The 18,445-nt window shown below is 71.2% G+C and carries 17 protein-coding genes; 6 read left to right on the top strand and 11 right to left on the bottom strand.

The genetic code is table 11. The features are described from left to right. Window positions 1–93 precede the first annotated feature (93 nt). Complete coding sequence (locus ACWDSL_RS29120; RefSeq protein ID WP_450490364.1) at window positions 94–492, bottom strand: ATP-binding protein; 399 nt, start codon at window positions 490–492, stop codon at window positions 94–96. Window positions 493–713: 221 nt separating this feature from the next. Between ACWDSL_RS29120 and ACWDSL_RS29125 the strand changes: the two genes are divergently transcribed. After that, window positions 714–1,589, top strand: a complete 876-nt coding sequence (locus ACWDSL_RS29125; protein WP_450490365.1) for a helix-turn-helix domain-containing protein — start codon at window positions 714–716, stop codon at window positions 1,587–1,589. Then, window positions 1,586–1,822 carry a DUF397 domain-containing protein gene (locus ACWDSL_RS29130; RefSeq protein ID WP_450490367.1) on the top strand — a complete coding sequence of 79 codons (237 nt, stop codon included), beginning with the start codon at window positions 1,586–1,588 and terminating at the stop codon, window positions 1,820–1,822. The genes ACWDSL_RS29125 and ACWDSL_RS29130 overlap by 4 nt, the downstream gene beginning before the upstream one ends. 728 nt (window positions 1,823–2,550) lie before the next feature. Here ACWDSL_RS29130 and ACWDSL_RS29135 read toward each other — a convergent pair. Together ACWDSL_RS29135 and ACWDSL_RS29140 are read right to left on the bottom strand one after the other, a co-directional pair. Continuing rightward, window positions 2,551–3,285: a DUF7873 family protein gene (locus ACWDSL_RS29135; protein WP_450490369.1), complete on the bottom strand. Its 735-nt coding sequence runs from the start codon at window positions 3,283–3,285 to the stop codon at window positions 2,551–2,553. Between the two features lie 54 nt (window positions 3,286–3,339). Beyond that, entirely contained in the window at window positions 3,340–4,545 is a 1,206-nt protein-coding gene (locus ACWDSL_RS29140) for an ADP-ribosylglycohydrolase family protein (RefSeq protein WP_450490371.1), read from the bottom strand. 144 nt (window positions 4,546–4,689) lie between these two features. Between ACWDSL_RS29140 and ACWDSL_RS29145 the strand changes: the two genes are divergently transcribed. Beyond that, the gene (locus ACWDSL_RS29145) at window positions 4,690–5,022 is read left to right on the top strand and encodes a DUF6343 family protein (RefSeq protein ID WP_450490373.1); all 333 of its coding nucleotides are present in this window, start codon (window positions 4,690–4,692) and stop codon (window positions 5,020–5,022) included. Here the strand turns inward: ACWDSL_RS29145 and ACWDSL_RS29150 are convergent. The 3 genes from ACWDSL_RS29150 to ACWDSL_RS29160 all read right to left on the bottom strand — a co-directional run bounded on the left by ACWDSL_RS29150 (window position 4,991) and on the right by ACWDSL_RS29160 (window position 7,149). Further along, window positions 4,991–5,359 (bottom strand): tetratricopeptide repeat protein, encoded by a 369-nt coding sequence (locus ACWDSL_RS29150; protein ID WP_450490375.1) that lies wholly within the window; start codon window positions 5,357–5,359, stop codon window positions 4,991–4,993. The genes ACWDSL_RS29145 and ACWDSL_RS29150 overlap by 32 nt on opposite strands. A 193-nt stretch (window positions 5,360–5,552) precedes the next feature. After that, entirely contained in the window at window positions 5,553–6,170 is a 618-nt protein-coding gene (coaE, locus tag ACWDSL_RS29155) for a dephospho-CoA kinase (protein WP_450490377.1), read from the bottom strand. Between the two features lie 34 nt (window positions 6,171–6,204). Further along, window positions 6,205–7,149, bottom strand: a complete 945-nt coding sequence (locus ACWDSL_RS29160; RefSeq protein WP_450490379.1) for a PAC2 family protein — start codon at window positions 7,147–7,149, stop codon at window positions 6,205–6,207. Between the two features lie 485 nt (window positions 7,150–7,634). Here ACWDSL_RS29160 and ACWDSL_RS29165 point away from each other — a divergent pair, with 485 nt between their 5' ends. After that, window positions 7,635–8,084, top strand: coding sequence for a hypothetical protein (locus tag ACWDSL_RS29165; protein WP_450490381.1), 450 nt, complete (start codon window positions 7,635–7,637; stop codon window positions 8,082–8,084). A 168-nt stretch (window positions 8,085–8,252) separates the two neighbouring features. Here ACWDSL_RS29165 and rpsA read toward each other — a convergent pair whose 3' ends face one another. Beyond that, on the bottom strand, window positions 8,253–9,755 hold the full coding sequence (gene rpsA, locus ACWDSL_RS29170) for a 30S ribosomal protein S1 (RefSeq protein WP_450490383.1): 1,503 nt from the start codon (window positions 9,753–9,755) through the stop codon (window positions 8,253–8,255). Window positions 9,756–10,194: 439 nt separating this feature from the next. Here rpsA and ACWDSL_RS29175 point away from each other — a divergent pair, with 439 nt between their 5' ends. Both ACWDSL_RS29175 and ACWDSL_RS29180 read left to right on the top strand, forming a co-directional pair. Continuing rightward, window positions 10,195–11,028: a class I SAM-dependent methyltransferase gene (locus ACWDSL_RS29175; protein ID WP_450490384.1), complete on the top strand. Its 834-nt coding sequence runs from the start codon at window positions 10,195–10,197 to the stop codon at window positions 11,026–11,028. A gap of 96 nt (window positions 11,029–11,124) precedes the next feature. Beyond that, window positions 11,125–14,310, top strand: coding sequence for an ATP-dependent helicase C-terminal domain-containing protein (locus tag ACWDSL_RS29180; protein WP_450490385.1), 3,186 nt, complete (start codon window positions 11,125–11,127; stop codon window positions 14,308–14,310). Window positions 14,311–14,365: 55 nt separating this feature from the next. On the opposite strand, the gene ACWDSL_RS29185 is transcribed toward ACWDSL_RS29180, so the two are convergent. The 4 genes from ACWDSL_RS29185 to ACWDSL_RS29200 all read right to left on the bottom strand — a co-directional run bounded on the left by ACWDSL_RS29185 (window position 14,366) and on the right by ACWDSL_RS29200 (window position 18,336). Further along, on the bottom strand, window positions 14,366–15,001 hold the full coding sequence (locus ACWDSL_RS29185; protein WP_450490387.1) for a hypothetical protein: 636 nt from the start codon (window positions 14,999–15,001) through the stop codon (window positions 14,366–14,368). 69 nt (window positions 15,002–15,070) lie between these two features. Further along, window positions 15,071–16,075 (bottom strand): DUF3068 domain-containing protein, encoded by a 1,005-nt coding sequence (locus ACWDSL_RS29190; protein WP_450490389.1) that lies wholly within the window; start codon window positions 16,073–16,075, stop codon window positions 15,071–15,073. 75 nt (window positions 16,076–16,150) lie between these two features. Continuing rightward, entirely contained in the window at window positions 16,151–16,285 is a 135-nt protein-coding gene (locus ACWDSL_RS29195) for an SPW_0924 family protein (RefSeq protein WP_385615112.1), read from the bottom strand. 209 nt (window positions 16,286–16,494) lie between these two features. Continuing rightward, window positions 16,495–18,336, bottom strand: coding sequence for a lytic transglycosylase (locus tag ACWDSL_RS29200; RefSeq protein ID WP_450490391.1), 1,842 nt, complete (start codon window positions 18,334–18,336; stop codon window positions 16,495–16,497). Window positions 18,337–18,445: the final 109 nt, after the last annotated feature.

The following is an 18,445-nucleotide window of genomic DNA, read 5'->3' on the forward strand; positions in this document are numbered from 1 at the left end:
GGACGGCGACACGCCGTGGTGTCGGCATGTCGCCGTCCGATACTCACCACAAAATGCAGGTCAAGGCCGTAACGCCTTGCACAAGCATCCTGATCAAGCAGGCTTATCTCCTTCCAGGGTGAAGATCACGCCCTTACCGGCCAGCGTCATCTCCACCGACCACCCGGGGGCGAGAAGGTCCAGCAGTTCCAGCCCTCGACCGTGGCTGTCCAACACGGCGTGAGTGCGCCGCTCGGGCTCCTGGGCGCTGCGGTCGTGCAGCTCGACCTGGATGGCGCCATCGCGCGGGGAGTGACAGATCAGATCGAACTCACCGCCTCCGGAGTGCAGTACCGCGTTGGTGGCGGCCTCGCTCACCAGCAGCCGGATGGCATCGTGGTCAGCCCAGGGGACTGCCGCGTACGCCTGCACGGCGAGGTCGCGGGCTCTGCCGACGGCATCCGCCCGACAGGGATACCGCTCGGTTACCAGAACAAAGCTGCGTTCACCCATGACCCACACCCCTTTGGGACACGGTCGGATGACGCCGACCGCGCGCACGACATCAGAACTACGCACCGGAGTCGCACGGACTCGTGGCGTACATGAGGGAGTCTGGGTCACGTGACCCGTCACGTGCAAGCCAATCGCTTCGATCTCACCCCGGAGAGTCACACGCCTGTACCTGAGCGCTACTCTGGCGACATCAAGACCCTCGCCCTCGAAGGGAAACCGTGGCCATCAGCGTCAACGCGAACGCGATCTTCGCCATGCGCCGTGCGGGCCAGGAACTCCAGCGGCTGCGCGTTCAGGCTGGCCTCAAACAGGACGACGCCGCAGCGGAACTGAGCGTTTCGCGATACACCGTCAGCAAGATCGAAAGAGGCAAGGCGTTCCCCACCACCGATCAGCTCGGCACGCTGCTCGACGCCTACCAGGCAAGCACCGCAGAGCGCGCGGCCATCACCGAGCAGATTGAGCAGGGAAAGTCCTACGGTCGAGCCTGGTGGGAACAACCGCCATTCCAGCCACTCTTCCACAGTGACTCCTACCGGTACTTCTATCTGGAAGATGCCGCTGAGCGCCTTTCACTGCATTCAGGTACGTACGTACCGGGACTGCTACAGACTCGTGAGTACGTCGAGGCGATCGCCGCATTTGGCCAGAAACACGAAAGCGCGGAGCACCGCGATGCCTTCGTCGAGACCAGGATGAGGCGTCAAGCAATCCTGACACGGAGCCACCCCGTAACCCTGGACGCGCTGTGTCTGGAATCCGCGCTGAGGGCGGTCGTCGGCGGTCGGGAAGTGATGCGCGCGCAACTTCAGCACCTGCTGGTCTCGCTGAGGAAGCAGAACATCAACCTGCGAGTTGTCCCCTTCGAGGCAGGAGCCCCGAGCATCTCTGGATACCCGTTCACCATTATCGACTTCCCGGGGACAGACAACCGCAGCGTGGTCTCCGAAGAGCGCGCCGGGGGCGACACGCTTCGAGACGATCCAGTCGAGGTTCGGCGCAGTCGCCGGAAGTTCGCAGACCTGACAACGCACGCGCTGAACGAGGAAGAAACCATCCGACGGATCGAAGAAATCGAGAAAATACTCCGATGAACCAGGAAAAGGACGCTCTCTACACCACTGCACTCAACGGTGAGTGGCAAAAGGCTTCTTCCAGCAACGGTTCCGGCGAGAACTGTGTCCAGCTCATGGGCATACTGGGCGGTGTCGCCATAGGCGACTCCAAGCGCCCGGACCGTCCAGAGTTGCGCTACACCCCAAGCGAGTTCGCCGCCTTCGTCCAAGGCATAAAGGCCGGAGAGTTCGACCACCTGCTCAGTGACTGATGGCAGGGCCCAGCCCCGCTGGCACGTCAACGGGGCTGGGCTTCGCGTCCACTATCGGCGGATCGTGGCTCCTCGGTGGCCCTGCTGCCCCGCCAACCCGCTTCTACCAAAAGACAACTATGGCCGCCCCAAGAATCCTGACGGGCGGTCATAGGGTTGCTGCGTGGAACGCAGCCTTGTTTTGGTGCTGCGGTCAGTTTACGAGATCACCCGGCGATCGCGGTGGCCCACGGGCGCGACCGCCGAGTCATTGCGGAGAACACCAGCGCGATGTGTCGTACTGATGCAGCTGAGACCGTTGGGGCATGAGCCAAGGCCCCTGGAGGGTACGGAGCGGGCCCGGGAGCGTAGCCTGCCCCCGAGCCCTGTGATGCCGCCCAATTGCGCACGCCGACTCGGTTGAGAGCACAGGTCAGTCTCATGCCGTCGTGTTCTGCCTTTGAACTACCGCGCATCGAAGCTGCACGGGCCGGACTTGAACCGGCATCCGACGACTGGGGCCCGGCCCGGTCGATCCGGCGATCGGCGGCGAATGCTGAGTCTGGAGCGAGAGTCTGAGATTGATGCGGTCTGCCTCTGCCTGACTTGGGCTATCCCGGCCCGTGAGTGAGCGCCGGGAGGAGGATTTGAACCTCCACTGACAACCGCGCCGTCACGACAAGCTTCAGCTTCAGCTTGCGCTCCTCGCGCACCCCGCCCGCGCTCGGGCGGACGGGGAGTTCATCACGCTACCCGAAGAGGTAGCCGAAGACCACGTCACCGACGCGCTGGTCGGTGGCCTCCGCGCCGTTCGCCTCCTCGCGGGCGAACTTGACCGCCTGCTGGAGCTTTTCCACGCGGTCCAGCAGCTCATTGACGCGGCGGGCCGGCAGGGCGCCGGAGAACTTGACGGTGGTCCAGTAGCCGACCGGGATGTCCTCGTAATAGACCTCGACCTGCGCCGGGTGCTTGTCCGTGGCCTCCGCCTTGACGTGGTTGCGGGGCACCTTCTTTGTGCGGACGGTGCGGACCGGGTCGGTCTTCCAGGAGTCCGTGGAGGGGTCCAGCGACCAGGACTCGGCGGCGTCGAGCACCGGGAGCTTGCGGACGAGGGCGTTGAGATCGGTCAGCTGCTTCTCGAGGAAGAGGAGATAGGAGACCGGGACATCGCGCAGGAGCGTGCGACCCTCGACCGTCACATCCGCCCTCGCCGTGCCGTTCGACCAGTCCTTGGTGGCGGTGACGTCGAAGAGCCGGGTGAGGATGGCCGCGGAGTCGCGGAGCACGTCCTCGGCCTTGACCTGCACCCGGGTCGACTCGGGCGGCAGCTGCTCGCCCTCCTCGTCCTTGGGCTGGTACGTACGGGATATACCGGCCAGCAGGGCCGGCTTCTGCAGACCGTGGTGCGCGGCCGTCAGGTCCTGCTGCGACTTGGACTTGACGCCCTTCTCCACGGCGATGATCTGGTTCAGTTTCGTCGCCACATCCCGCACGTTAACAGGCGGGTGTGACAGCGATCGAACGAATTGTTCAGCGGCTCAGTAGAGGGGGTAACGGGAGCGCGGGAAGACCATGCCGTCGAACTCGTACATCTCGATCGACTGGTGGAACACGGAGGAGAAGTCGTCGGCGAGTTCGGCGATGGTGCCCCGGCCCTCGATCTGCGCCAGCCACATCGGCGGCAGGCGGAGGTCGCCGTAGTGGGCGCCGAGCAGATTGCCGCAGATGGAGCCCGTCGAATCGCTGTCGCCCGAGTGGTTGACGGACAGCAGCATGGCCTTCTGGAAGGGGGTGCGCCGCCACTTGGGGTCGTAGCCGATCCCGCCGCCCTTGCTGTAGAGGGAGCGTCGCGGCGCCGTATGGGCCAGGGCGCAGTAGACCGCGATGGCCAGGGCCTCCTCGGCGACCCAGCCGCCGCCGAGCGATTCGGTCTTCTCCGGGGTGGGCTCGCCCTGCGCGGCCAGGTCGACGGCCTTGCGCAGCGCGGCGCTGGTCTCCTCGTGCCCCGGGTAGCGGCCGAGCAGTTCCAGGGTGCGGAGGACGGCGCCCTCCAAGGAGTCGCCGTCGAGGATGAGGGCGATGGTCGCGGCCAGGGCGCCGGCGGCGTAGTAGCCGGTGGGGTGGCCATGGGTGATCTGGGCGCAGCGGGCGGCGAATTCGAACGACTCGCGGGCGCCCGTGCCGATGAGGCCGAAGGGGGCGGAGCGCATCACCGTGCCGCACCCCTTGGAGTTGGTGTTCACCGGGCCGGGGGTGCCGTCGAGCGGGTCGGAGGACGAGGGGATGTGCTCCTGGGTGAGGCCGGACAGGCAGGCGCCGCCGGGGGCGCGGCGGGCGTACAGCCACTGCTGCTCGCGCAGCCAGCCGGAGCGGACCAGGTCCTGGTCCTGCCGCGGGGGCGGCGGCGCGGGGTGGTTCTGGGTTTCGAGCCAGCGCAGATAGGAATGGCGCACGATGGCGACCTCGGCGCCGCCGATGCCCTTGGCCGTGGACCTGGCGCAGGCCCGTATCATCCCCTCGGCGGTGAACATGGTCATCTGGGTGTCGTCGGTGATCCGGCCGATAACGCCCTCCGAGTCCGGGACGAGAGCGGTGATCCCCTCCGGCCCATAGGTCTCGCGGATCCTGTGCAGGGACAGGAACTCGATCGGGTTGCCCAGAGCGTCGCCGATCGCGCCCCCGAGGAAGCAGCCGCGGATACGGGCCCGCCTGGCGGCCGTTTCGTCCCATGACTCGCGGATCATCGCGCGGCTCCTCCGTACCCCACCCCGGTCGTCGCCCAGGCGTGTGTGCTGGCGTGCCCGGCCATGCTCCCAGACCGCGGATGCCGGACCTCGCCGGGGTGCGGCGTTAGATTCGTAGTGGTAGGCAGTGGGAGATGGTGCAGCATGCCGAGCCGACTGATCCGTACGGGCGACGAGCCGCTGCATGCGCGCAGCCCGCTGCGTATGCGGTGTGCGCTGGCCTTGTGGGGGCTGGCCTGGACCGTCGCGGGCACGGTGGCCTTCTGGCTGGTCCACCGGCCCGGCTGGGCGGCCGTCTGCGGGGCGCTGGCCGCCGTCACCCTCACCGATCTGGTCCTGGTCGTCCGGCACATCCGGCAGGGGCCGCACTACCAGCCCGGCCGGGATGTGCCGCCGTACGCGCCGGTGCGCGGGCCGTATCCGGCGGGCCCGCGGAGGCCGAGGCTCAGCCGTTTTCGCCGAAGCGCGCGGCCTTGACGAAGTCCGGGCGCGGGTCGAGGGCCGCCGCCAGGCGGAAGTGGCGGGTGGCCTCGGCGGGGCGGTTGGCGCGCTGCAGGGTGCGGCCGAGGGCGAAGTGGGCGAACGCGTTGTCCGGTTCGCGCTCCAGGACGAGCTGGAACTCCAGCTCGGCCGCTCGCAGCTGCGCCGCGCCGAAGAAGGCGCGCGCCCGCAGCAGCCGGGCCGCGGTGTTCTCGGGGTGGGCGGTGATGACCGAGTCGAGCAGCTTCACCGCGCCGCGCGGGTCGTGGGCGGCCAGCAGCTGCTCGGCGGCGCGGTAGTCGATGACATGGGTCTCGGGCGTGGGCTCGGGCACAACCGTTTCCTTCCCGGAGCGCGCTGATGATCACCGTCGGCGCGCGCTGGTCGTCGGACGAGTCGTCGTCGTACGAGTTGTCGTCGGTACGGGCAGTCGTCGGCACGGGTGATCGTCGGTACGCGGTACACAACAATGGCGCCATACGGCGCATTCCCGCCAGACCCCGGGCGCGACCGCACCGCGGTGTCGGTCAGCCCTCGGTCCGCGCGCCGCCCGCCGCGCGCTCGACCAGATCCACCCAGACCTTTCTGACCTGCGGCTCCAGCTCCTCCAGCGGACCGTCGTTGTCGATCACCACATCGGCCACGGCCAGCCGCTCCTCGCGCGTCGCCTGGGCCGCCATCCGGGCACGCGCCTCGTCCTCCGTCATACCGCGCAGCCGCACCAGCCGGTCGAGCTGGGTCCCGGGCGCCGCGTCGACGACCATCACCATGTCGTACAGGGGTGCCAGACCGTTCTCGGCAAGGAGGGGGACGTCGTGGACGACGATGGCGTCCGGCCCGGCGGCCGCCTCCAGCTCGGCTGAGCGGGCGCGGACCAGGGGGTGCACGATCGCGTTCAGCGCGCGCAGCCGCTCCGGGTCGCCGAAGACGATGCCGCCGAGCTTCGGGCGGTCCAGGGCGCCGTCGGGAGTGAGGAGACCGGGCCCGAACTCGGCGACCACGGCCACCAGTCCGGGCGTCCCCGGTTCGACCACCTCGCGGGCGATCCGATCGGAGTCGATCAGCACCGCTCCGTATGAGGACAGCATGCGCGACACTTCGCTCTTGCCCGCGCCGATTCCGCCCGTGAGTCCCAGCCTCAGCATGGGGTCAGCCTATGCGGTCCGGGCCGTACGCGGTCTAGGCCGTCCCATCGCCCTCCCGCTCGGCCAGGAAGCGCTCGAACTCGGCCCCCAGCTCATCCGCGGAGGGCAGCTCGACCGGCTCGGCGACCAGGCTGCCGCGGCTCTCCGCCCCGGCCACCGCGTCGTACTGGTGCTCAAGGCCGCGGACCAGCGCGACCAGGTCCTCGTCCCCTTCCGAGATCTGCCGCTCGATCTCCTCCTGGGTCTTCAGCGCCTCGTTGCGCAGCGCATGGGCCGCGCCCGGCAGCACCAGGCCGGTGGCCGCGGTGATCGCCTCCAGCGCGGTGAGCGCCGCGTCGGGGTACGCGGAGCGGGCCAGGTAGTGCGGGACGTGGGCGGCGACGCCGAGCACATCCAGGCCGGCCTCGGCGAGCCGGTACTCGACGAGGGATTCGGCGCTGCCGGGCACCTGCGCCTCGTCGAAGTAGCCCCGGTGACCGGGCATCAGGTCGGTGCGGTTGCCGTGGGGGGTGATGCCGACGGGACGGGTGTGCGGCACGCCCATGGGGATGCCGTGGAAGTTCACCGACAACCGCACCCCCAGCCGCTCGATCAGCTGGCGCACGGCCACCGCGAACCGCTCCCACTCCACATCCGGCTCGGGGCCGGAGAGCAGCAGGAAGGGGGCCGCGGTCGCGTCACGCATCAAGTGCAGCTCGATCGCGGGGGTCTCGTAGTCGGTCCAGCGGTCGCGCTTGAAGGTGAGCAGGGGGCGGCGCGCCCGGTAGTCGACGAGCCGGTCGTGGTCGAAGCGGGCGACGACCTGGTGCGGCAGGCCGTCGAGCAGCCGCTGCACGATCTGGTCGCCGGTCTCGCCGGCGTCGATGTAGCCGTCGAAGTGGTAAAGCAGCACCAGCCCGGCCGAGTCCCGGGAGGTTATCGCGTCGACTTCCGCGAGTCCGCTCGGCTCCCATGCGTACAAATCCTGCGGATCTAGCACTGTGACCGCTCCTCCTTGTGTTCCGTTTCGGGAACGTCGGGCGGCGGCGCGGCATTCCCGGCCTCCGCCCTCGACTTCGCGCCATCCGCACAACCGACTGGATCAAGACAGTACGCGGCGGCGCTCAGCGATGGCGGCATTTGGGGCGAACGAGGCGGCGCCATGCCGCGCGGGCGTCGGCGCAGTTGGGGAAGTCGCCCGCGAAATAGACATGATCGCTGGCCTGTTGGGGACAGTGGGGTCCGGGGCCGCGCCGGGCGACGCGACGGCGGTGCCGCCCGACACCCTTTCGTGCATCGCACATACTTCTCGCCGCGGGTCGAATACCGGTCACAGGGCGTCATGAAGGGGTTGACGCGCCCAGGTGACACCCCTAGCTTCGCGACCCGTCAGAGGTTCACGTTGTCGTCTCATGTTCAGCCACAAGAACATTTACGCGTCACGAAGGTGCCACCCCTGACCACGGCAGGAAGGCGGAACCCCCCATGCACTCCCGCACCCCCACCCGCACGCGTGCTCTCGTCGCCGCGCCCGCCGCCGGGATCCTCGCCATGGGCGGGCTGGTCGCCGCCGGAACGGCCGCGGAGAACGGCCGTGAGCACTCCGTCCGGCCGATCCCCGTCTCCGACGCGGCCCAGCTCAAGGACGCGCTCGCGGCGGCCAGGCCCGGCGACACCATCGAGCTCGCCGACGGCACCTACCGCGGCGGCTTCGTGATCACCGCCTCCGGGACCTCCGGCTCCCGGATCACGCTGACCGGCTCCCCGAAGGCGGTGCTCACGGCGAGCGACGGCTACGGGTTCGGGCTGCACCTGGACGGCGCCTCGTACTGGACGGTCCGCGGCATCACGGTCACCGGCGGCCGTCAGGGCATCATGATCGAGCGGGCGGAGAGCGTCACGGTCGACTCCGTGACCGTACAGGGCGGCGCCTAGCCGTCCATGGGCCGCATGGGCCGTTTACGGGCCCTCGCCGCCGCGCCGGCCGGTGCGCCCGTTCATGGACCTGGACGCGCGCCCCGACGCCCGGGCATGCGTAAGGCCCGCTCTCCAGGGAGAGCGGGCCTTACGTCGGTCAGCGACCGTTCAGCCGGTCAGCCGAGCTCAGCTCTGGCCGCCGGCCAGCTTCTCGCGGAGCGCGGCCAGCGCCTCGTCCGACGCCAGGGCGCCGGAGTTGTCGGCCGACTCCGAGGAGTACGAACCGCCGCCGGACGCCTGGCCACCCTGCGCCGGGGCAGCGCCGCCCGTCTCGGCAGCGGCCTGCTCGTCGGCCTCGCGCGACTTGATGACCTGCGCCTGGTGCTGCTCGAAGCGCTGCTGCGCCTCGGCGTACTGGGTCTCCCAGGCCTCGCGCTGGGTCTCGAAGCCCTCGAGCCAGTCGTTGGTCTCGGGGTCGAAGCCCTCGGGGTAGATGTAGTTGCCCTGGTCGTCGTAGGACGCGGCCATGCCGTACAGGGTCGGGTCGAACTCGACCACGGACGGGTCGGCACCGAAGGCCTCGTTGGCCTGCTTCAGCGAGAGGCTGATGCGGCGGCGCTCGAGGTCGATGTCGATGACCTTGACGAAGATCTCGTCGTTGACCTGGACGACCTGCTCCGGGATCTCCACGTGGCGCTCGGCCAGCTCGGAGATGTGGACCAGACCCTCGATGCCCTCGTCCACGCGGACGAACGCACCGAACGGCACCAGCTTCGTGACCTTACCCGGGACGACCTGGCCGATCTGGTGGGTCCGGGCAAACTGCTGCCACGGGTCTTCCTGGGTCGCCTTGAGCGACAGGGACACGCGCTCGCGGTCCATGTCGACGTCCAGGACCTCGACCGTGACCTCCTGGCCGACCTCGACGACCTCGGACGGGTGGTCGATGTGCTTCCAGGACAGCTCGGAGACGTGGACCAGACCGTCGACGCCACCCAGGTCCACGAAGGCACCGAAGTTGACGATGGAGGAGACGACGCCGGAGCGCACCTGACCCTTCTGGAGGGTGGTGAGGAAGGTCTGGCGGACCTCGCTCTGGGTCTGCTCCAGCCAGGCGCGGCGGGACAGGACCACGTTGTTGCGGTTCTTGTCCAGCTCGATGATCTTGGCCTCGAGCTCCTTGCCCACGTAGGGCTGAAGGTCGCGGACGCGGCGCATCTCCACCAGGGAGGCGGGGAGGAAGCCACGGAGGCCGATGTCGAGGATGAGACCACCCTTGACGACCTCGATGACGGTACCGGTGACGATGCCGTCTTCTTCCTTGATCTTCTCGATGGTGCCCCAGGCACGCTCGTACTGGGCGCGCTTCTTCGAGAGGATCAGGCGACCTTCCTTGTCCTCCTTCTGGAGGACAAGGGCCTCGATCTCGTCGCCGACGGCCACGACATCGTTCGGGTCGACGTCGTGCTTGATCGAAAGCTCACGAGAAGGGATGACGCCTTCGGTCTTGTAACCGATGTCGAGCAGGACCTCGTCCCGGTCGACCTTCACGATGACGCCGTCGACGATGTCGCCGTCGTTGAAGTACTTGATCGTCTCGTCGATCGCGGCGAGGAAGGCTTCCTCGGAACCGATGTCGTTTACCGCCACCTGCGGGGTGGTGCGGGTTGCCTCGGTGCTGCTCGTCATGTGGGAAAGGGCTCCGGTTACGGACATGAAGTCGTAGGTACTGCTACGCCGGGACCCGTTACCGCACTGCAGAAGCCGGACAGCCTCGGAGGCGTTGATCTCTTCCCGAGGGATCGAAAAGCGCCTCGGTGACCGAGGGACATACAACAGATGCGAGCGCGGCCTACTCCGTCTGAGGCGCGCAGGCCCGCAGCGCAACTTGTAGCATACGGGGGCAGCCGGGCATGGTCAATGCACGAAGAGCACACGCAGGACATTTCGCCCCAAGCCCGGCAAGTCGCACGGTCCGTGCTGCGACGCGGAGTCCAGCCGTTCCCCACAGCCACAGGTCGATACAGAGAGTACGACGACGCGCCCGATGGTCCAAGAACACATGCCCCGTGCAACCGACAGGCCCGGTACGCCCGGCGCCACCGGAGATCCCCTGACTCCCAGTCCCATGGCGAGCGAGCCCGAGGAGGAGGCCACAGCCACCCGGCGGATCGCCGGCGACGCGGAGTCCAGCCGGGCCAGCCGCGGCTGGTGGGACCGCAACGCGGACGAGTACCAGGAGGAGCACGGCGGCTTCCTGGGCGACGACCGCTTCATCTGGGGCCCCGAAGGGCTCGACGAGGCCGAGGCCGGGCTGCTCGGTCCGGCTGACGGCCTCAAGGGGCTGGACGTCCTGGAGGTCGGGGCGGGCGCGGCACAGTGCTCGCGCTGGCTGGCGGCCCGGGGGGCGCGGCCGGTGGCGCTCGACATCTCGCATCGCCAGCTCCGGCATGCGCTGAGGATCGACACCGAAGCGCGTACGACTGGTCTGGGGCCGATCGCGCTCGTCCAGGCCGACGCCACGGCGCTCCCCTTCCGGGACGCCTCCTTCGACCTCGCCTGCTCGGCGTACGGGGCGGTCCCCTTCGTCGCCGACCCGGTGCGGGTGATGCGCGAGGTCCACCGGGTGCTGCGGCCGGGCGCGCGGTGGGTGTTCTCGGTGACGCACCCCATACGGTGGGCGTTTCCGGACGAGCCCGGCCCCGAGGGGCTGAGCGTCGCCGCCTCCTACTTCGACCGCACGCCGTACGTCGAGCAGGACGAGACGGGGCGTGCCGTCTATGTGGAGCACCACCGAACGCTGGGCGACCGGGTGCGGGACGTGGTGGCGGGGGGCTTCAGGCTGCTCGACCTCGTCGAGCCGGAATGGCCCGCCTGGAACGACCAGGAATGGGGCGGCTGGTCCCCGCTGCGCGGCAATCTGATCCCGGGGACGGCGATCTTCGTGTGCGAGCGGGCCTGAGGGACGAGGCGGGGGCGCGGCGGGCCCCCTCTGCTCCGCTCTGTTCCCCTCCGTTCCCCTCCGCTCCGGCTCCCTCCTGGCTGACAGGATGACCAGATGACCGTCCGCCGTACGCCCCGCACCGACGCGCTCGAAGCGCTTCCCGTACGCGACGCCGTGCCCGCCCTGCGGCGCGCGCTCGACGACCGGGGCGCGGCGGTGCTGTGCGCCCCGCCCGGGACCGGCAAGACGACGCTGGTGCCCCTGGCGCTCGCCGGGGCGGCGGACGGCGGACTCGCTCGGCGGGTGCTGGTCGCCGAGCCGCGGCGGATCGCGGCGCGGGCCGCAGCGCGGCGGATGGCGTGGCTGCTGGGTGAGGACGCGACGGGCGGCCGGGTCGGATTCACGGTGCGCGGGGAGCGGCGGGTGAGCCGCGAGACCGTCGTGGAGGTGGTCACCACCGGTGTGCTGCTGCAGCGGCTGCAGCGCGACCCCGAGCTCGCCGGGGTCGACGCGGTGGTGCTCGACGAATGCCACGAACGGCACCTGGACGCCGATACGGCCGCCGCCTTTCTGCTGGACGTACGGGCCACCCTGCGGCCCGACCTCTGGCTGATCGCCGCGTCCGCGACCACGGACGCGGCGGGCTGGGCCCGGCTGCTGGGCGCGGACGGCGAGCCGGCGCCGGTCGTGTCCGCCGACGGCGTGTCCCACCAGGTGGAGGTGGTGTGGGCGCCGCCCACGCGCCCCGTCCGCCCGCCGCACGGGATGCGGGTGGACCCCGCCCTCCTCGACCACGTCGCGGCGGTGGTGCGGCGGGCGCTGCGCGAGCGGGAGGGGGACGTGCTGTGCTTCCTGCCGGGCGTCGGGGAGATCGCGCGGGTCGCGGGGCTGCTCGGCGGCGCCGACGCGGAGGTGCTGCAGGTGCACGGGCGCGCCCCGGCGGCCGCGCAGGACGCGGTGCTCGCGGGCGCGGGGCCGACGGGGCGACGGCGGCGGGTGGTCCTGGCGACCTCGGTCGCCGAGTCGAGCCTGACCGTCCCGGGCGTACGGATCGTCGTGGACTGCGGGCTTGCGCGCGAGCCGCGGATGGACCACGCGCGTGGCCTGAGCGCGCTGACGACCGTACGCGCCTCACGGGCCGCGGCCCGGCAGCGGGCCGGCCGGGCCGGGCGCGAGGCGCCGGGCACCGTCTACCGGTGCTGGCCGGAGGCCGAGGACGCCCGGCTGCCGCGCTTCCCGTCCCCGGAGATCAGCGTCGCGGACCTGACGGCGTTCGCGCTGCAGGCGGCGTGTTGGGGAGACCCCGACGCCACCGGCCTCGCGCTGCTCGACCCGCCGCCGGGCGGCGCGCTGACCGCGGCGCGCGAGGTACTGACCGCCATCGGCGCCGTGGACGACACCGGCCGTGCCACGGACCGGGGCACCCGCATGGCCCGGCTGGGCCTCCACCCCCGGCTCGCACGGGCCCTCCTGGACGGCGCACCAGAGGTCGGCGCGCGCCGTGCGGCGGAGGCGGTGGCCCTGCTCAGCGAGGAGCCACCCAGGGAGTACGGCGACGACCTGGCAGCCGCCTGGCGCACCGCCCGGCGCGGCACGGACGCTTACGCCGCCCGCTGGCGCCAGGAGGCCCGACGCCTCGAGAGCGCGCTACGGTCCGCCGGGCGCCCGGTGGGCGGGGCGGCCGAGACGGCCCAGGCGGGGGCCGGGGCCGGGGCGGCTGGGGGTGCGGCACCGGCGCGTACGGGCGTCCCCAGCGCCGGAACGCGACGGGACGCCGTGCCGGGCGCCGACGCACCGGGCGCGAACGGCCGTCAAGGCGCTCAGGCCCCGCACGCCACCACGGCGGACACCCCCATACGGGGCACAGCCACACCGCGCCCCGGGACCGGCGGTGCCACCTCCCCGGCTCCGCCAACACCGTCGGCGCCCGGGGCAGGCGGCCACACTGCCGCAGCGGCGGCAGAGCCCGGCCCCGCGAACACCGCGAGCGAGGCCACGACGGCCCACACCGACCACCCCAAGAGCCCGGCGCACGCCGCGCCGTCGAGCGCCGCGCCGGACACCGGAGCGCCTGGCGTCGCCATGCCGGAGGCGGCCCCGCAGGCCCCTGTTGCGCCCGGCCCGGGAGGACACCCCGCCGGGGCAGCCGCGGGCAGCGACGGACCGGCACGGCCCGACACCACCAGCGGCGCCCCGCAGGGCGGCGACACGCCAGGCGCGGGAGCGCCAGGCACCACCGCGCCGTCGGCGGGCGGACCTGGGCAGGCACGGGCCAACGCCGCCGACCACGCCACCACGCCGGGCGCCCACGTCGCGGGGGTCGTGGGCGATGACGCCGTCGTGGGGCTGGTAGCCGCGTTGGCGTTTCCGGAGCGGGTGGGGCGGCGGCGGGGGGAGCGGGCATATCTGATGGCGTCCGGTACCGGCGCGGAGCTCGGGGAGGGGTCTCGGCTGCGGGATGCGCCGTGGCTGGCCGTGGCGGTCGCGGACCGGCCGGTCTCGGCGGCGTCGGCGCGGGTGCGGCTCGCGGCCGTCGTGGACGAGGAGACGGCTCGTATCGCGGCGTCGGCCCTGTACGAGCGGCGGGAAGAGGTGGGCTGGTCCGGCGGGGACGTCGTGGCGCGGCGGGTGGAGCGGCTGGGGGCGGTGGAGCTGGCGGCGCGGCCGCTGGCCGCGCCCGATCCGCGGCTGGTGCACGCCGCGCTGCGGGAGGGGCTGCGCGGTGAGGGGCTGGGGCTGCTGCGCTGGTCCGCCGAAGCCGTCGCCCTGCGGCAGCGGCTGGCCTTCCTCCACCGCGAGCTGGGCGCCCCCTGGCCGGATGTGTCCGACCCGGCGCTGCTGGCGGAGCTGGACGCCTGGCTGGGCCCGGAGCTCGACCGGGCGCGGCGGCGGGCCGATCTGGGGCGTGTGGACGCGGGCCAGGCGCTCGCCCGGTTGCTGCCCTGGGCGACCGGGGACGCGGTGCGTTTCGACGAGCTGGCCCCCGAGCGGGTACGGGTCCCCAGCGGCTCGCGGGTGCGGGTGGACTACGGCCAGGAGCAGCCCGTGCTGGCGGTCAAGCTGCAGGAGCTGTTCGGGTGGCAGGAGACGCCCCGGATCGCGGGCGGGCGGGTGCCGCTGCTCGTACACCTGCTGTCACCGGCCGGGCGCCCCGCCGCGGTCACGGCCGATCTGGCGTCCTTCTGGCGGGAGGGGTACCGGTCCGTGCGCGCCGAGCTGCGCGGCCGGTATCCCAAACACCCCTGGCCGGAGGACCCGGCGACGGCCGAGCCGACACGGCGTACCAACTCCCGTCGCTGAGCCGCCGAGCTGCCGAACCGCTGAGCCGCCGAGCCGCCGAGGTCTCAGAGCCCCGTCAGCACTCGATGAGGCCGCCGAAGTCGCCCGCCCCGGGAAACGGGCGCCCGGCCGGATACGGGGCGATCCAGACGAGCGACTGCTCGAAGGTCATATACGAGCCGCTGTCCGTGCACTGGCCGACCACCAGTGTGTTCCCCCCGCAGCGCCACGCCGCGTAGTTCCACGGCGACTCGCCCTCCCCGTCGCGCACGGTGATCTCCGGCTCCCCCAGCCGCTGGGTGAACAGGGCCACGGCGGCCCGCCACTGCGCGTCGAAGTGGGCACGGCCGGTGTCGCGTTCGAAGTGCCACTCGGGGTCGTCGGCGTGGCGCTTTTTCAGCCAGTCGATATTGCCGCTGAGCCCGCCCGTGGCCAGCTCCTCGTCGAAGTCGTCGGCCTCGTAGTAGTAGCAGAACGGCAGATGGCACTCTTCGTCCTCGACCTGTTCCTCCGGCGGCGCGGCGAACCATTCGGGGACGACGTAGTGCCCGGTGTTGGTGGCGAAGGCGGCCGTCCAGGCGCCGTCGTCCACCGGCGTCCAGCCGAAGCGTACGGCGGCGGCCTCGGTGGCGCCGGGCGTCCATTCCAGGCGCGCCAGTTCGACGAGCTGGTCGGCGAGTTCGGGGCTGGGCAGGCAGGTGGTGGTAGGCATGGGCGTACGGTACGGGCGCCCACTGACAACCGGACAGCGCTGACAGCCCCGGCGGCACCGCCCACCCGGTTACACCGGGGCGGGTACCGGCTGTGGGGCGGGGGACTCGTCGTGGGTCTCGGTGCCGCTGCCCGGGCGGCGGCTGCGGGCCTCCAGTACGAGGGACAGCGTCAGCAGCCCGGCGCCGAGGGCGAGGAAGCCCCAGGGCAGATAGCTGGTGAGCAGCAGGACCAGCTGCCGCTGGGACTTGACCATCTTCACGGTGTGCTCGATGTAGTCCTCGCGCATCTTCACATGGCCGGAGAAGACGGTCACCTTGTCGCGGCCGCCGAGCAGCGTGCCGCCGCGCAGCTCCTCCCGGTGGATCTCCTCCCCGTTGACGGGGGCGCCGGTGGTGGGGTCGACCCAGAACATGCGCTTGGTGGAGTACCAGCGGGTGGTGCCGGCCTTGCGGACGGTCTCGGGGGTGATGCCCTCGACCGGCATGGTCTTCGGCAGCTTCACCTTCGTCCAGGGGATGGTCTGCTCGAAGTAGTAGACCTTCAGGCCGCGGAAGTTCTGGGTGCCCTTGTAGTGGATGGGTGCTGAGGTCCTGGTCTGGGCGTCGAAGTAGGTGTAGTCGCGCTTCTCGGTGAGGAAGGGCCACTTGTACTCGATGCCTTCCCGGCGGACCGCGTCCCCGTCGACATGTTCGCCGCCCTGATGCACGGGGTCCTGGGAGTGGGCGTCGAAGACATAGCGCTCGGGGATCTTGGAGACCATCTTGCCGTCGGGCCCGGCGATATACGACAGGGCGTCCCAGACGACGACATCGCGTCCGGCCGCCTTCCCGGCCTTCTTCGCCGCCTCGACGTTTCCGCGGAGCGTCTGCACGATGCTGACCTTGGCGACCTTTTTGGGCTGCATGGTGCCGTAGTCGAGCAGGACGGCGGGCTTGGCTTCGAGGACGGCGGTCTGGTACTCGCTGGGCGGGATCTTGGCCAGCCGGGGGAAGGCGTACCAGCGCAGCAGCGGCGAGAGGGCGGCGAAGAAGACGGCGAAGGCGAGCAGCACCAGGCTGGCTTTGCGGCGCATGGCGGTATGTCCCTCCCTCGGGGCTCAGGGATGCTCGGGGCTCAGGGATGCTCGGGGCTCAGGGGTGCTCGGGGCTCAGGGGTGCTCGGGGACGGTGGTGAGCAGCGGTTTGGGGGAGGTCTTGCCGCTGGGGACGCCGATGGCCGTCACCGTGAAGACGAGGGCGAGGGCGGCGACCAGTCCGATCGCGGCGGCGGCGAGGGCGCGCATGTCTCAGCCTCCGGTTGCTGCGGCGGCGTACGGGCGCTCTGACGGTGCGTCAGGGCTGGGGCACCGTAGCAACGGGGGCCGAAGATGTGAACGCGCAGGAGCAAGCAGGAGCAAGAGCGCGTCAGCAGACGCCGCACCGCCCCTGGGCCCGGTGGGGGCGCAGGGGCGGTGCGGGGCAGTGCGTGGTGGTGCTCGGTGGCCTCGGCCGGTTACTGGGCCGTGGGCGCGGATGTGGGCTCGGCCGAGGGCTGGTCGGTGGGCTCCGTCGTGGGCGGTTCCGTGGGCTGAGCAGCGCGCTCGGTGACGGTCAGCTCGATGGTCAGGGTCGTGCCGTCGGCGGTGGTGAGGCGGAGCAGGAAGGTGCCCGCGTGGTCGTCGGTGTAGATCTTGGGGAGGACCAACTTCCCCGTGGCGTCCGTCTTCAGGGTGGTCAGGGTGCGGACGGTCTTGCCCTTGGCGTCCTTGAAGTAGGGGCCCTTGTCGTTCTCGGTGGGCTTGTCCGTCGCCTTCGCCGCATCGTCGACGATCATGGTGGCGGTCACCGGCACACCGGCCACGGCCTTGCCCTTGTAGCTGGCCTTGACGCCTACCGCGTCGGCGAAGGAGCCGCCGGTCTCGGCCTTGAGGTCCTTGTCGTCGGCGCGGGCCAGCGCGTCGGCCTGCGGTACGGGGCGGGCCTTGACGGTGGCGGCGATGTCGGCGGCGGTCGCGGTGCGGCCGACGGCCGTGACCCGGACCGTGAAGGAGCCGGTGGTCTCGCCCGCGCGCAGCACCGGGGCGGTGGCGGTGCCGTCGCTGCCGGTCATGCGGCTGACGCGGGTCGCGTTCCAGGGGAAGCGGGCGTCGGTCTCGCCGCGGATCTCGTACTGCACCCACACGCCCGCGACCGGGTTGCCGGCCGCGGTCTCGGCACGGACCTGGGGCTTGTCGGCGAACTGCTCGCCCGCCGTGGCGGTCAGCTTCGCGGTGCCGACGGCCTTGAGCCGGGCGACGGTGGCCGGGGCGGGCGTCTCCGGAGAAGGCGTCTCCGGGGAGGGCGTCTCGGGGGAAGGCGTCTCCGGGGCGGGGGTCTCGATCCCGCCGTCGTCGGTCGCGGGGGGTTCGGGGGTGGGGCTTTGGTCGCCGCCGGGCTCGGTCGGGTCGGGCAGCGGCCTGGGGCTCTCCGAGCCACCGCCACCGTCGCCGCCGCGGCCCGAACCGCCGCTGTTCTTGTCCGGGTCGGGCAGCACGCCGGTGCCGTCGGGCACCTCGTGGGTGCCCTTCTTGTAGTACTCGAACCAGGACAGGACGGTGGCCAGATACTCCTGCGAGTGGTTGTACCCGAGGATCGCCTTGTCCAGATCGGCCTTGACCGACAGATCGCGGCCGCCCGCGCACAGATACGCGCCGGCCGCGAGCGCGGCGTCATAGATGTTGTTCGGGTTCTTCGCGCCGTCGCCGTTGCCGTCCCGGCCCCAGGTGGCCCAGGTGGACGGGATGAACTGCATGGGCCCGACCGCCCGGTCGTGGGTGGTGTCCCCGTCGTACGCGCCGCCGTCGGTGTCGGTGATCCGGGCGAAGCCGTTGCCGTTGAGCACCGGGCCCAGGATGGGCTTGTACGTCGTGCCCTCGGCGTCGACCCGGCCGCCGCCCGCCTGGCCGGACTCGACCTTGCCGATGGCGGCGAGCAGCTGCCAGGGCAGGTTGCAGCCGGGCTTGGACTCCTTGAGGGCCGACTCGGCCTTCTTGTACGCGTCGAGCACGGTCGCGGGGATGCCCGCCTCGGCGGCCGCGGCGTCGTCCGGCAGCCCCGGCAGGTCGATCGAGGTGCCGGGCTTACCGGGCTTCTGCAGGGGCGGCAGATCGGTGTGGTACGACGAGCCGCCGTCGATGGGGGTGTCGGCGGACGGCGGGGCCGGCGTCTCACCAGCGGCGCTGTCGTGGTGCCGGTCGTCCCGGGCCGTACTGGCGAGCCCGGGGGCCTGTGAGGCGGTGAGAGCGGCCATCACGACCGCCGCCACCGCCGTCGTGGCCGCCCCCTTGCGCAGTCGTCGGCCGATGTGCGGTGCCATCCGTATGTCCCTCCCTGTCGAGCAGTGAGCGCGCTCCCCCGCGCCAACCCTCGTGACACTACGACAACTTGCCGCGCCGCAGCTACCGGGCGTACCGCCCGTTTCGCCC

The organism is Streptomyces sp. NPDC000941 (assembly GCF_053599555.1).

Excerpts from the sequence above, each read along its gene's own strand:
- ACWDSL_RS29140 (WP_450490371.1), bottom strand. The coding sequence starts at position 4,545 with ATGATCCGCGAGTCATGGGACGAAACGGCCGCCAGGCGGGCCCGTATC.
- coaE (WP_450490377.1), bottom strand. The coding sequence starts at position 6,170 with ATGCTGAGGCTGGGACTCACGGGCGGAATCGGCGCGGGCAAGAGCGAA.
- ACWDSL_RS29165 (WP_450490381.1), top strand. The coding sequence starts at position 7,635 with ATGCACTCCCGCACCCCCACCCGCACGCGTGCTCTCGTCGCCGCGCCC.
- ACWDSL_RS29190 (WP_450490389.1), bottom strand. The coding sequence starts at position 16,075 with ATGCGCCGCAAAGCCAGCCTGGTGCTGCTCGCCTTCGCCGTCTTCTTC.
- ACWDSL_RS29185 (WP_450490387.1), bottom strand. The coding sequence starts at position 15,001 with ATGCCTACCACCACCTGCCTGCCCAGCCCCGAACTCGCCGACCAGCTC.
- ACWDSL_RS29200 (WP_450490391.1), bottom strand. The coding sequence starts at position 18,336 with ATGGCACCGCACATCGGCCGACGACTGCGCAAGGGGGCGGCCACGACG.
- ACWDSL_RS29130 (WP_450490367.1), top strand. The coding sequence starts at position 1,586 with ATGAACCAGGAAAAGGACGCTCTCTACACCACTGCACTCAACGGTGAG.
- ACWDSL_RS29145 (WP_450490373.1), top strand. The coding sequence starts at position 4,690 with ATGCCGAGCCGACTGATCCGTACGGGCGACGAGCCGCTGCATGCGCGC.
- ACWDSL_RS29195 (WP_385615112.1), bottom strand. The coding sequence starts at position 16,285 with ATGCGCGCCCTCGCCGCCGCCGCGATCGGACTGGTCGCCGCCCTCGCC.
- ACWDSL_RS29175 (WP_450490384.1), top strand. The coding sequence starts at position 10,195 with ATGGCGAGCGAGCCCGAGGAGGAGGCCACAGCCACCCGGCGGATCGCC.
- ACWDSL_RS29180 (WP_450490385.1), top strand. The coding sequence starts at position 11,125 with ATGACCGTCCGCCGTACGCCCCGCACCGACGCGCTCGAAGCGCTTCCC.
- ACWDSL_RS29120 (WP_450490364.1), bottom strand. The coding sequence starts at position 492 with ATGGGTGAACGCAGCTTTGTTCTGGTAACCGAGCGGTATCCCTGTCGG.
- rpsA (WP_450490383.1), bottom strand. The coding sequence starts at position 9,755 with ATGACGAGCAGCACCGAGGCAACCCGCACCACCCCGCAGGTGGCGGTA.